Origin of the sequence: Streptomyces noursei (assembly GCF_016917755.1) — a bacterium.
Taxonomy (GTDB): Bacteria; Actinomycetota; Actinomycetes; order Streptomycetales; family Streptomycetaceae; genus Streptomyces; species Streptomyces yunnanensis.
Genome location: NZ_CP070326.1, coordinates 3,709,946 through 3,722,745, shown reverse-complemented (window position 1 = coordinate 3,722,745; position 12,800 = coordinate 3,709,946). Strand labels below are relative to the sequence as shown.

Annotated in this window: 8 protein-coding genes and 2 tRNA genes; 9 read left to right on the top strand and 1 reads right to left on the bottom strand. The window is 71.6% G+C overall.

Features of this window, described 5'->3' with window-relative positions; genetic code table 11:
- Positions 1–36: 36 nt before the first annotated feature.
- From nadD to JNO44_RS16450, 6 genes are all read left to right on the top strand, one after another.
- A complete protein-coding gene (gene nadD / locus JNO44_RS16475) occupies positions 37–648 on the top strand; it encodes a nicotinate-nucleotide adenylyltransferase (protein ID WP_073442223.1) in 612 nt (203 codons plus the stop codon).
- Positions 649–672: 24 nt separating this feature from the next.
- Positions 673–2,502, top strand: a complete 1,830-nt coding sequence (locus JNO44_RS16470) for an LCP family protein (RefSeq protein ID WP_205364935.1) — start codon at positions 673–675, stop codon at positions 2,500–2,502.
- 207 nt (positions 2,503–2,709) lie between these two features.
- Positions 2,710–3,144 carry a ribosome silencing factor gene (gene rsfS, locus JNO44_RS16465; RefSeq protein WP_039636466.1) on the top strand — a complete coding sequence of 145 codons (435 nt, stop codon included), beginning with the start codon at positions 2,710–2,712 and terminating at the stop codon, positions 3,142–3,144.
- A complete protein-coding gene (locus tag JNO44_RS16460) occupies positions 3,141–3,794 on the top strand; it encodes a histidine phosphatase family protein (RefSeq protein WP_205369915.1) in 654 nt (217 codons plus the stop codon). Before rsfS ends, JNO44_RS16460 begins: the two co-directional genes overlap by 4 nt.
- A 116-nt stretch (positions 3,795–3,910) precedes the next feature.
- Positions 3,911–3,983: transfer RNA gene (locus tag JNO44_RS16455), tRNA-Ala, on the top strand.
- Between the two features lie 974 nt (positions 3,984–4,957).
- Positions 4,958–5,191 (top strand): hypothetical protein, encoded by a 234-nt coding sequence (locus JNO44_RS16450; RefSeq protein WP_018538025.1) that lies wholly within the window; start codon positions 4,958–4,960, stop codon positions 5,189–5,191.
- Between the two features lie 335 nt (positions 5,192–5,526).
- Here the strand turns inward: JNO44_RS16450 and JNO44_RS16445 are convergent, their stop codons facing one another.
- Positions 5,527–6,864: a glycosyltransferase 87 family protein gene (locus JNO44_RS16445; protein ID WP_205364934.1), complete on the bottom strand. Its 1,338-nt coding sequence runs from the start codon at positions 6,862–6,864 to the stop codon at positions 5,527–5,529.
- Between the two features lie 216 nt (positions 6,865–7,080).
- On the opposite strand from JNO44_RS16445, the gene JNO44_RS16440 reads away from it, so the two are divergent.
- From JNO44_RS16440 to JNO44_RS16430, 3 genes are all read left to right on the top strand, one after another.
- A tRNA-Ala gene (locus JNO44_RS16440) sits at positions 7,081–7,153 on the top strand.
- A 346-nt stretch (positions 7,154–7,499) separates the two neighbouring features.
- Positions 7,500–9,458 (top strand): S53 family peptidase, encoded by a 1,959-nt coding sequence (locus JNO44_RS16435; protein WP_205364933.1) that lies wholly within the window; start codon positions 7,500–7,502, stop codon positions 9,456–9,458.
- A 324-nt stretch (positions 9,459–9,782) separates the two neighbouring features.
- Positions 9,783–12,680 carry a leucine--tRNA ligase gene (locus JNO44_RS16430; protein ID WP_205364932.1) on the top strand — a complete coding sequence of 966 codons (2,898 nt, stop codon included), beginning with the start codon at positions 9,783–9,785 and terminating at the stop codon, positions 12,678–12,680.
- The last annotated feature ends 120 nt before the right edge of the window (positions 12,681–12,800 follow it).

Sequence of the window (12,800 nt, the reverse complement as noted above, 5' to 3'; positions counted from 1 at the left end):
CCCGGCACTGCGTCCCGCCAAGTAGGGTCTGCACGCATGGGAGAGCACACAGGGCCCGTGAAGCGGCGGCTGGGCGTGATGGGCGGCACATTCGACCCGATCCATCACGGACACCTGGTCGCCGCCAGCGAGGTGGCCAGCCAGTTCCACCTCGACGAGGTCGTTTTTGTGCCCACCGGGCACCCGTGGCAGAAGAGCCACAAGCTGGTGTCACCGGCCGAGGACCGCTATCTGATGACGGTCATCGCGACCGCGTCGAACCCGCAGTTCTCCGTCAGTCGGATCGACATCGACCGCGGCGGCAAGACGTACACCATAGACACGCTGCGTGATCTGCGCGCACAGCACTGTGACGCGGATCTGTTCTTCATCACCGGCGCCGACGCCCTCAGCCAGATCCTGACCTGGCACGACGCGGCGGAGCTGGTCTCATTGGCCCACTTCATCGGGGTGACCCGGCCCGGCCACGTCCTCGCGGACCCCGGGCTGCCCGAGGGAGCGGTGTCCCTGGTCGAGGTGCCCGCGCTGGCCATCTCCTCGACCGACTGCCGGGCGCGCGTCGCCCAGGGGGATCCGGTCTGGTACCTCGTACCGGACGGTGTGGTGCGCTACATCGACAAAAAGCAGCTGTACCGCGACGACCGCTGACGGGGCAGACGGAAAGGGGCACCGGTGAGCGACCGACACGATCCGTACGGGCCGCAGGACCCATATGCCCAGGACCCGTACGCCCAGCAGCACGGGCAGCCGGGGCAGGGCTACACCTACGACGCGTACGGCCGACCGGTGCACCAGGAAGCGCCGCAGCAGTACGAAGCGCAGCAACCGTACGGGCAGCAGCAGTACGACTCCTACGGGCAGCCGGGCACGCAGTCCCCCTACGACCCCTATGACGCATACGGGGCGCAGGGCGGCCAGGCACCGCCGGCCCCGCAGGCGTACCAGGGGCAGTCGGAGTACTACGACGCCTACGGCCGCCAGCAGGTCCAGCAGCAGACCGGCTACCCGCAGCAGTACGACCCGTACGCCCAGCCCCAGCAGCAGCCCCACCAGGCGGACTGGATCCCGCAGCAGGCCCAGCAGCCGCCGTACGAGCAGGACCCCCACGGGCAGCAGCAGCCGCACCCCGGGCAGCCGCAGTACGAGCAGGCACCCCAGGGGCGGACCGGTGCGGCGCCGTCGGCCGCCACCGAGGAGCCGCCCGCGCCCGCCGGGGCCAACGGCGCGGCGGGCCCCACGGGCGGGCCGGCCGAGAACTACCACACCGAGCAGTTCGCGTTCATCGAGGATCCCGACGAGGAATCCGAAGACGTCATCGACTGGCTGAAGTTCACCGAGAGCCGCACCGAGCGGCGCGAGGAGGCCAAGCGGCGCGGCCGCAGCCGGTTGATCGCACTGTCGGTCGTGCTGGCCCTCCTGGTGGCCGGTGGCGTCGGCTACCTGTGGTGGGCGGGGAAGCTGCCGGGCCTGTCCGGCGGGGCCGGCGGCGCCGCGGCCGAGGCCGGCGGGCAGAAGCGCGACGTCCTGGTGGTGAACCTGCGGGACACCAAGACAGGCAACAGCTCCACCGCCCTCCTGGTGGACAACGAGACCACCCACAAGGGCACCACCCTCCTCCTGCCCAACAGCCTCATCGTCACCAAGGACGACGGCACGACCACGACGCTCGGCAAGTCCGTCAAGGACGACGGCACCGACGCGACCCGGGAGTCCCTCAACACCCTCCTGGGCGCCGACCTGAAGGCCAGCTGGCGGCTGGACACGCCCTACTTGGAGAACCTCGTCGAGACGGTCGGCGGGATCACCGTCGACACCGACACCTCCGTCCCCGGTGGCAAGAACGGCGCCCCGGCGGTCAAACAGGGCGCCGGCCAGCTCCTCAACGGGCAGGCGGCCGTCGCCTACGCCACCTATCAGGGCCCGGGGGACACCCAGACCAAGCAGTTGGAGCGGTTCGGGCAGGTCATGCAGGCCACCTTGAAGAAGGTCTCCAGCGACGCGGACGGCGCCACCGCCACCGTGAAGGCGCTGCTCCAGATCCTCGACCCGCCGCTCACCGAGGCCCAGCTCGGCAGCTCGCTGGCACAGCGGGCCGAGCTGGCGAAGACCGACAAGTACAACACCCAGGTGCTGCCGGTGCAGGCCGACGGGACGATCGGCCAGAGCACCGCGGCCGGCGTCGTGAAGGACATCCTGGGCGGTACGGTCAAGAAGACCGACCCGGGCGCGACCCCCCGGGTCGCGGTCCGCAACGGCACCGGCGACAAGGCCGCCACCGGCAAGGCCCAGGTCGCGCTGCTCAACGGCGGCTACACCTTCGTCGACGGCGGCAGCGGCGGCACCGCGACCGCCTCCCAGGTGACGTACGCGGACGCCGCGCAGCGGGCCAAGGCCGCCGAGGTCGCCAAGACGCTGGGCCTGCCGGCGAGCGCCGTCCAGCAGGGGAAGGTCGCCGCCAACGCCGACATCGCGGTGGTCCTGGGTCAGGACTACAAGGGCTGACCGGACGGCGGACCGTGGGTCTGACCAGGCAGGATGCCGGTACCTCCCGGTGGGGTGGAAATCCCCGCCGGGAGTGTCGGCGGTCCGTGAGACCCTTGAGGGGTACCTGACCGCCGATCCGGCTGCCCAGGACTGCTGGTGCGCCACGGCTGTGCCGCGCGTCCTGCGTCTCGGCCGGAGCGGCCCCCTCGACCCGGAAAGCCGCTTGTGACCGCCACGGACCGCTCCATCGAGCTCATCAACGCCGCCGCCCTGGCGGCGGCCGACAAGCTCGCGCACGACATCATCGCGTACGACGTCAGCGACGTCCTCTCGATCACCGACGCCTTCCTGCTGGCCTCCGCGCCCAGCGACCGCCAGGTCAAGGCGATCGTCGACGAGATCGAGGAACGCCTCAACAAGGACCTCGGCGCCAAGCCGGTCCGGCGCGAGGGCGACCGCGAGGCCCGCTGGGTGCTCCTCGACTACGTCGACATCGTCGTCCACGTCCAGCACAGCGAGGAGCGGGTGTTCTACGCCCTGGAGCGCCTGTGGAAGGACTGCCCGGAGATCGACCTCCCCGAGGAGGCCAAGGCCACCCGCGGCAAGGCCGCGGAGCACGCCCGGACCACCGGAGGCGACGCGGACGGAGACCTGCGCTGAACGGCAGCAAGGGTGGTCGGGGCCGCCGTGTCGTCCTGTGGCGGCACGGCCAGACGGCCTGGAATCTTGAGCGCCGCTTCCAGGGCTCGACCGACATCGAGCTGACCGAGACCGGTCTCGCCCAGGCCCGCCGGGCCGCCCGTCTGCTGGCCGCGCTGCGGCCGGACGCCATCATCGCGTCCGACCTGCGCCGGGCCAGGACGACAGCGGCCGAGCTGGCCGCTCTGACGCGACTGGACGTCTCCCACGACGCCGCGCTGCGGGAGACCTACGCGGGCGCCTGGCAGGGCCTGACGCACGACGAGATCCTCGCCCGGTACGGCGAGGAGTACACCGCGTGGAAGCGCGGTGAGCCGGTGCGCCGCGGTGGCGGCGAACTGGAGACCGAGGTCGCCGACCGGGCCGCCCCGGTCGTCCTGCACCACGCCGACAAGCTGCCCGACGACGGCACCCTGGTCGTCGTCAGCCACGGCGGCACCATCCGCACCACCATCGGGCGGCTGCTCGGACTGGAGGCCCACCACTGGGAGGGCCTGGGCGGTCTGTCGAACTGCTGCTGGTCCGTGCTGGGAGAGGGCGCACGCGGCTGGCGACTGCTGGAGCACAACGCCGGCACCCTGCCGGAGCCGGTGCTCGGTGACGACGACTGAGCCCCCCCGGCACGGGGGCGATCGGACCGGATTTCACATCTGGGCAGGTCGCAGGCTAAAGTTCATCTTGTTCGCGGCGCCGCCGGGGGAAACCTCGGGGGAACGGAACAAGACCCGGGGCTATAGCTCAGTTGGTAGAGCGCCTGCATGGCATGCAGGAGGTCAGGAGTTCAATTCTCCTTAGCTCCACAGCCCGGAAGATCCCCACCTCCCTCAAGAGGTGGGGATCTTCGCGTTGGGCCGGATGCGGTGCCCCGGCCCGCTCTCACCGGCGCGTGGTGTGGCGTCACGCCGGAAGTCCCCCGCCACCCACGGGACTGTGGGGTACGTCACCCCACGGGCATGCGCGGCTCTTCGCGCCCGGCCCTGCCGCCCCCGCCTTCGCCCGCACACTGCCGTCCCGACTCCGCGCGGTCCCGGAGGCGGGCCGCGGATGGGTGGGCAGTCGAGGAGGGGCCGGCCGCCCGCGGGCGCGCGCACTCCGCGCCGGCCCGCGCCGGCCGGGCGATCGGGGACTCTGTGGCGGGCCCGTCGACGTGCGGTGCCGCCCGTGGGCGCCGCGGAGTTGGGCTGCCGGCATCGGGAACTCCCCGTCGTGGTCGCGGGGCGGGCCGCGACATGGGGCCTCGCGAACGGCCGCCACAAGGGCGTCGCGGGCGGAGTCGGGCTGCGGGCGAGCGCGCGGGCGCGGGTGGGGAGAACGCCGCGGAGCAGGCGTGGGCGTGCCCGGACTGGTGCTGCCGGTCGGGGGGTTGGGGCCGTGGGCGGTCCCGTCGGCAAGCTCGCCTTTCGGGATGTCCTTCCCCGATTGTCGGGCGGCGGAAGACGCGGGCGGGGTGTCAAGAGTGCCGCGGGGGAGTGTTCTCGCGCCGGCCGGCGCGGCGGCGCCCGGTGGGGTGGCCGGGCTGCTCCGTGGGCGGACCTGACCTGGTGGTCGGTCCGTGGCAGAATCGGACGGCGCCGCCAGGGGAGGAGAGATCGCGATGCCCACGTGCATCCATGGGGAGGTCGACGACCTGCTCGGCCCGCCCGCCGCGTGCGCAACCGGGGGCGTGGCTTTCCAGTGCCCTTCGTGCGGTTCCTCCCATGTCGCGCAGGTGCTGGGCGACAGCGGCGGTGTTTCCTTCGTCTGTACGGCCTGCGGCCACAGTTGGAGCTGATGGATGGGCGCCCACAGCAGGAAGTGCGACTGGTGCGGCAGCGGCACGCCGATCGTCCGCGACATGGAACCGGTCAACGCCGACTACCAGTACTGGTGCGAGGAATGCGCGCGCGCCCTGGTCATAAAGGGCGACCCCATCGAGACCTACCGCGAGCTTGAGGGGGAGCCGATCTACGGCCGACTGCTCGACGAGCACTGCACGCTGAAACGGTTCTATTCCTTCGCCACGGCCTGAGTTGGGCGCCCCCGGGTGAGACCGGGGCGGTCCCGAATCTCACCAAGCGGTCATCTTTCGAGCCGTGTTGGGCGATTGCGAGCACTTTCGATCGTTTCCGGTGATCCGGAACTCCCGCGGAACGGCGGGGCGTTCACGCCTCGGAACCGCTGCCGGAACGGCCGGCGGCGGGTCCGCGACAGCACGCCGGGGGCGGCGGCGCGACGGGGGCGGACATGACGACGGTCGGCGACGCGCGAGCGACCACGGGGAGGGCCACGGGGTGACGACGGTGACGACCACGGGCGGTGCGGCCCGGAGGGATCGGGCGGGGACCCTGACCCGTCGGACAGACCCTAGGCCGTGGACGCGGAGTCCGGCTCGGGCTGGGATATCGCGGTGGCCCCGGCCGGTCGCCGGAGTCGGGCCGCGGTCAGCACCAGCAGCGTGAGCCCGGCCAGCGGATAGACCGCGGAGAGCAGCATCTGCCCGGCGTTCTGGTGCAGTTCCTCGTGCTGGTGCCAGCGGTGTGGCACCCACCACAGCGCGAACGAGCAGAACAGCAGCCCCACCACCCCGGTCACCGTCCACCAGCGGCGGGCCACGGCCCCGGAGTGCCGCAGCGCCTCGGAGCCCAGCAGGATCAGCATCGGGACGCTCCACACCCAGTGGTGCGACCAGGAGATCGGGCTGATCAGCAGGGCGGTGGCCGCGCAGGTCAGGGTGGCCCAGGCGCGCTCGCCGCGCAGCAGTGCCGCGGCGGCCAGCGCCAGCCCGGCGGCGGCCGCCACGGTGGCCAGGACGAGCCAGGCGGTGCCGGGGTCGTGGGTGTGCAGCAGCCGGGCCAGGACGCCGCGCAGCGACTGGTTCGCGGTGATCTCCACCTCGCCGACCCGGTCGGCGGCGAACACGATCTCGGTCCAGAAGCGGTGCGAGTCGCGCGGCAGCACGATCGCGGAGAGGAGGGCTGTGGCGCCGAACGTGCCGGTGGCGACGGCGGCCTGCCGGAGCCAGGGGTTCCAGGCGGCGCGCCAGCCGGCGCCGGAGCGCAGCCGTCGGACGGCGTGGACCGCGCCGGCCAGCGCGAGGAAGACGGCGAACAGTGCCGGGGTCAGCTTGATGCCGGCCGCGATGCCGATGCCGATACCGGCCCAGCGGTTGGTGTCCCGGCGGGTCAGGTCCCACAGCACCAGCACGGCGAGCAGGAGGTTGATCTGGCCGTAGCGCAGCGTCGTCCAGACCGGCTCGCACCACACCAGCAGGGCGGAGAGCGCCAGCGTCGCGGCGAGCGGGGGCATCCGCCGGGGCCGGCCGACCAGGCGGAGGGAGAGGTGGATGACGGCGACGAGCAGGACGAGGTTCCCGGCCGTGGCCAGGGTGCGCATCACCGGGACGCCGAAGAAGGTGAGCGGGACGAACAGCAGCGCGGCGAAGGGGGGATAGGTGTTGGGCAGCCGCGCGGAGGTGGCCACCATGTCGTAGAGGTCCTTGCCGGCGCGGGCGGTCTCGCCCTCGGCGCGGTAGACCATCAGGTCCACCATCGAGACGTGCGCCAGCCGCTGTGCGATCCAGAAGGCGGTGAAGGAGACCAGGCAGGTCAGCGCCGCTGCGCACACCGGGTGGCGGCGGATCACGCCCGCGCCGGGGCGTGGGCCGCGGGGCTCGGTGGGCCGGTGTGGATCCAGCGCGGTCACGGCGTACGGCTCCCAAGGGACGAATCGGGCACGGTTCGCCGACAGTACCTTGGGCCTCGCCGGAGGGCCCGCGGGGGCACCGCGGCCCGAAGGGCTTCGTCCAGGGGCGGTGGCCGGGTGGCGGGCGGGCGATTTGGCAGAAGGCCGGGGGGTCCGTGTAATGTAGGCGATGCCGCAGCGGGGAGCCGGAAGGAAACCGCGGCGGAGACAAAACCTGGGGCTATAGCTCAGTTGGTAGAGCGCCTGCATGGCATGCAGGAGGTCAGGAGTTCAATTCTCCTTAGCTCCACAGAATGCAGAGCGGGCCGTCCGTCAAGGGCGGCCCGCTCTGTTGTGCATTCTGAGGCGGCAGGTCCGCAGTACGCGGATCTTCCTGGGTTGCCCTGATATTCGGTCAACAACCTGTCTGATGTGGCGAGTTGAGTGCGCTCCTCGTGACTGATTCCGTTCGTTCCTTGTGGTTCCTTGGGCTCTTCTTGGTGATCGCATAACCCTGACATGAACGGTTCACCGAAAGAGTGGCGAATCGCGTGAGCGTCACATCCGACGCATTCACCGCTGATGAGGTGTCGCGCACCGGCGCACCGGCGCGGCGTCACCACGCAGCGCACCGCATCGCCACAGCAGGGGGTTACATGAGAGCAAGCCGCACCAGATCACTGCGCGCCCGCGCGGGTCTGGCCTGGGCAGCGGCACTGCCGCTGGTCGCCGGAGCGCTCGCGCTCGGTGCACCGGCCGCCGACGCCGCGGGCCACGACGGGGGCCGGCACGCACTGCAGGGCACCAAGCCGCGGTGGGCCACCGAGCAGGCTGACCAGGGCTCCACCGCCGGTTCCACCGCGGTCAACGCCCGGGTCTACCTGGCCGGCCGGGACGCCAAGGGCCTCGCGGACTACGCCAAGGCCGTCGCCGACCCGCACTCCGCCGCGTACGGGAAGTACCTGAGCCCGGCCCAGGTGAGCGCCCGCTACGGTGCCACCCAGGACCAGATAGCCAGGGTGACCGCCTGGCTGAAGAAGTCCGGCCTGACGGTCACCGGCACCACCGACCGCTATGTCACGGTCACCGGCGAGGCGGCCGCCGCCGAGCGGGCCTTCGCCACCGACCTGCACAACTACCGCAAGAACGGCCACACGTACCACGCGCCGTCGGCCACCGCCTCCGCGCCCGCGTCCGTCTCCGACGCGGTCCTGACGGTCACCGGCCTGGACAACGCGCCCCGGCTGGCCCGGCACCACTCCGCCGAACTGCCGCCGCCGTCCCCCGTCTTCCGCAACTCCGGGCCGTTCTCCACGTACTACGGGTCGCGGACCAACGAGAGCCTGCCGTCGGCCTACGGGGGCAAGGCGCCGTACGCGATCAAGGGCTACACCGGCAAGCAGCTGCGCGCCGCCTACGAGGCGAAGAAGTGGACCGGCAAGGGCGTCACCGTCGCGATCACCGACGCCTACGCCTCGCCGACCATCGCCAAGGACGCGGACACCTACGCCGCCCGCAACGGCGACCCCCGCTACCGCAAGGGTCAGCTGTCGCAGGTCCTGCCGAAGGGCTACACGCACATCGACGACTGCAAGGCGGCCGGCTGGTACGGAGAGGAGACCCTCGACGTCGAGGCCGTGCACGCGGTCGCCCCCGACGCGGGCATCGTCTACGTCGGCGCCGCCTCCTGCAACGACGACGACCTGATGGACTCGCTCGGCAAGGTCGTGGACGGGCACCTGGCCGACATCGTCTCCAACTCCTGGGGCGACGTCGAGGCCAACGAGACCCCGGACGTGGCCGCCGCCTACGACCAGCTCTTCCAGCGCGGCGCGGTCGAGGGTATCGGCTTCTACTTCTCCTCCGGCGACAACGGTGACGAGGTCGCCAACACCGGCACCAAGCAGGTCGACACCCCCGCGAACTCCGCATGGGTGACCGCGGTCGGCGGCACCTCCCTGGCCGTCGGCAAGGGCAACGGCTACCTGTGGGAGACCGGCTGGGGCACCCAGAAGGCGGTGCTCTCCAAGGACGGCAACGACTGGACCGACTTCCCCGGCGCCTTCAACGGTGGCGCGGGCGGCGGCACCAGCAAGGCCGTCGCGCAGCCCTTCTACCAGCGCGGAGTCGTCCCGGACGCGCTGGCCAAGGCCAACGGCGGCAACGCCATGCGCACCGTTCCGGACATTTCGGCGGTCGCCGACCCCAACACCGGCTTCCTGGTCGGCCAGACCCAGACGCTGCCCAACGGCAAGCTCGGCTACGACGAGTACCGCATCGGCGGCACCTCCCTGGCCGCGCCGGTGATCGCGGGCGTCCAGGCGCTGGCCCAGCAGGCCCGGCACGGCGTCGCCATCGGCTTCGCCAACCCGGCCATCTACCAGCGCTACGGCACCGCCGCCTACCACGACGTGACCGACCACCCGCTGGGTGCCGGCCGCGACCTGGCGGTCGTCCGGGTCGACTTCGCCAACGGCGTCGACGCGGCCAAGGGCACCATCACCTCGCTGCGCAGCCTCGGCAAGGACAGCTCCCTGCAGGCCACCGTCGGCTATGACGACGTCACCGGCGTCGGCAGCCCGGGCGCCGGATACGTGAGCTCCTACCGTCCCTGACGCAGGGGCCCCGCCCCCGCTCCTCCGCCGCCCCGTGACCTCATGGGCGCGCCGACGGGGGGACGGGGACAACGGGGCAGGGCCCGCGCCCGGGGCGAATCCCGGGCGCGGGCCCTGTGTGCCCTGCGGTACCCTGGCGCCATGTGTGCCGTACGCCTTCTGCTTAGCGGGCCGCGCTGATCAGTCCCGACCGGGCCCTTCGCTGTGGTCGCCCGGGTCGGTATCGGCGCGGCTTCCCCTCCTGAGTGAGGGGCATTTTTGTTTCCGCAGAAACCGTGTCCGCAGCAGCCGCAGGCAGAGACGATCGATGGAGCTTTGAGGACGATGAGCGAGACGACTACCGCTGCTGAGGTGGCAGCGCCGCACCGCTATACGGCCGCGCTGGCCGCAGACGTCGAGGCACGCTGGCAGGACTTCTGGGAGGCGGAGGGGACCTACGAGGCCCCGAACCCGAACGGGGATCTGGGCGGCGACCCTGAGGCGGTGGCCCGCCCCAAGAAGTTCGTCATGGACATGTTCCCCTACCCCTCGGGTGCGGGACTGCACGTCGGCCACCCCCTGGGCTTCATCGCCACCGACGTCTACGCCCGCTACCACCGCATGACGGGCCACAACGTCCTGCACACCCTGGGCTTCGACGCCTTCGGCCTGCCCGCCGAGCAGTACGCCGTGCAGACCGGCACCCACCCGCGGGTCTCCACCGAGGCCAACATCGTCAACATGCGGCGCCAGCTGCGCCGCCTGGGCCTGGGGCACGACCAGCGCCGGTCGATCGAGACGATCGACCCGGCGTACTACAAGTGGACCCAGTGGATCTTCCTGCAGATCTTCAACTCCTGGTACGACCCGGAGGCCGACAAGGCGCGGCCGATCGACACCCTGGTCGCCCAGTTCGAGGCCGGCACCCGGCCCACCCCCGACGGCCGGCCCTGGGCCGAGCTGTCCGGCACCGAGCGGGCCGACGTCCTGGGCGAGTACCGCCTGGCGTACGCCTCGGACGCCCCGGTCAACTGGTGCCCCGGACTGGGCACGGTGCTGGCCAACGAGGAGGTCACCGCCGAGGGCCGTTCCGAGCGCGGGAACTACCCGGTCTTCAAGGCCAAGCTGCGCCAGTGGAACATGCGCATCACGGCCTACGCGGACCGCCTGCTGCGCGACCTGGACGCGCTGGACTGGCCCGAGGCCATCAAGCTGCAGCAGCGCAACTGGATCGGCCGCTCCGAGGGCGCCCGCGTCGACTTCCCGGTCGGCGACTCCGACCGGATCACGGTCTTCACCACCCGCCAGGACACCCTGTTCGGCGCGACCTACATGGTCCTGGCCCCCGAGCACCCGCTGATCGCCGGCTCCGACAACGGCACCGGCTCGATCGTTCCCGACGCCTGGCCCGAGGGCACCCACGACGTGTGGACCGGCGGGCACGCCACCCCCGCCGAGGCCGTCGCCGCCTACCGCAAGCAGGCCGCCGCCAAGTCGGACGTCGAGCGGCAGGCCGAGGCCAAGGACAAGACCGGCGTCTTCACCGGCGTGTACGCCACCAACCCGGTCAGCGGCGAGCGGATCCCGGTCTTCATCGCCGACTACGTCCTGATGGGCTACGGCACCGGCGCGATCATGGCGGTCCCGGCCCACGACACCCGCGACTTCGCCTTCGCCCGCGCCTTCGAGCTGCCCATGCGCTGCGTCGTCGAGCCGAGCGACGGCCGCGGCACCGACACCACCACCTGGGACGACGCGTTCGCCTCGTACGAAGCGAAGCTGGTCAACTCGGCCGACGACACCATCTCGCTGGACGGCCTGGGCGTCACCGAGGCCAAGGCGAAGATCACCGAGTGGCTGACCGCCAACGGCATCGGCGAGGGTACCGTCAACTACCGGCTGCGCGACTGGCTGTTCAGCCGCCAGCGCTACTGGGGCGAGCCGTTCCCGATCGTCTACGACGAGGACGGTGTGGCGCACTCGCTGCCCGAGTCGATGCTGCCGCTGGAGCTGCCCGAGGTCGACGACTACTCGCCGCGCACCTTCGACGCGGACGACGCCGACACCCAGCCCGAGACCCCGCTGTCCCGCAACGAGGACTGGGTCAACGTCGAGCTGGACCTGGGCGACGGCCGCGGGGTGCGGCGCTACCGGCGCGAGACCAACACCATGCCCAACTGGGCCGGTTCGTGCTGGTACGAGCTGCGCTACCTGGACCCGAACAACGGCGACGCGCTGGTCGACCCGACCGTCGAGCAGTACTGGATGGGCCCGCGCGAGGGCCAGCCGCACGGTGGCGTCGACCTGTACGTGGGCGGCGCCGAGCACGCGGTGCTGCACCTGCTGTACGCCCGCTTCTGGTCCAAGGTGCTGCACGACCTGGGGCACGTCTCCTCCGCCGAGCCGTTCCACAAGCTGTACAACCAGGGCATGATCCAGGCGTACGTCTACCGGGACACCCGCGGCATCGCCGTCCCGGCGGCGGAGGTCGAGGAGCACGACGGCGGCGTCTTCTACTACGAGGGCGGCAAGGTCTCCCGGCTGCTGGGCAAGATGGGCAAGTCCCTGAAGAACGCCGTCACGCCGGACGAGATCTGCGTCGAGTACGGCGCGGACACCCTGCGCCTGTACGAGATGGCGATGGGCCCGCTGGACGTCTCCCGGCCCTGGGATACCCGGGCCGTCGTCGGCCAGTACCGCCTGCTGCAGCGGCTGTGGCGCAACGTGGTGGACGAGGCGACCGGCGAGGTCACCGTCGTCGACGCCGAGCCGGACGAGGCCACCCTGCGGGCGCTGCACAAGGCGATCGACGGTGTCACCCAGGACATGGCGAACCTGCGCTTCAACACCGCCATCGCCAAGATCACCGAGCTGAACAACCACCTGACCAAGGCCGGCGGCGCCGTGTCGCGGACCGTCGCGGAGCAGCTGGTGCTGCTGATCGCCCCGCTGGCACCGCACATCGCCGAGGAGCTGTGGCGCAAGCTGGGCCACACCGACACGATCGTCCACGCGGACTTCCCGGTGGCCGATCCCGCCTACGTCGTGGACGAGGCGGTGACCTGCGTCGTCCAGATCAAGGGCAAGGTCAAGGCCCGCCTGGAGGTCGCGCCGTCGATCTCCGACGCGGACCTGGAGGCGGCCGCGCTGGCCGAGCCGGCGGTGGTCGCGGCGCTGGGCGGCGCGGGCGTCCGGAAGGTGATCGTCCGGGCACCGAAGCTGGTGAACATCGTCCCGGCGTGATCAGGAAGCGCCCGGCCGGCCGGGTGAGGGGTGCTCTGCGCAGCCCCCACCCGGCCGCGGCCCTGACCGCAGGAACACACTGCAACCGCCTCTGAACTGGCCTTTTGCGGGTCGGATCGG

Excerpts from the sequence above, each read along its gene's own strand:
- JNO44_RS16435 (WP_205364933.1), top strand. The coding sequence starts at position 7,500 with ATGAGAGCAAGCCGCACCAGATCACTGCGCGCCCGCGCGGGTCTGGCC.
- nadD (WP_073442223.1), top strand. The coding sequence starts at position 37 with ATGGGAGAGCACACAGGGCCCGTGAAGCGGCGGCTGGGCGTGATGGGC.
- JNO44_RS16450 (WP_018538025.1), top strand. The coding sequence starts at position 4,958 with ATGGGCGCCCACAGCAGGAAGTGCGACTGGTGCGGCAGCGGCACGCCG.
- JNO44_RS16430 (WP_205364932.1), top strand. The coding sequence starts at position 9,783 with ATGAGCGAGACGACTACCGCTGCTGAGGTGGCAGCGCCGCACCGCTAT.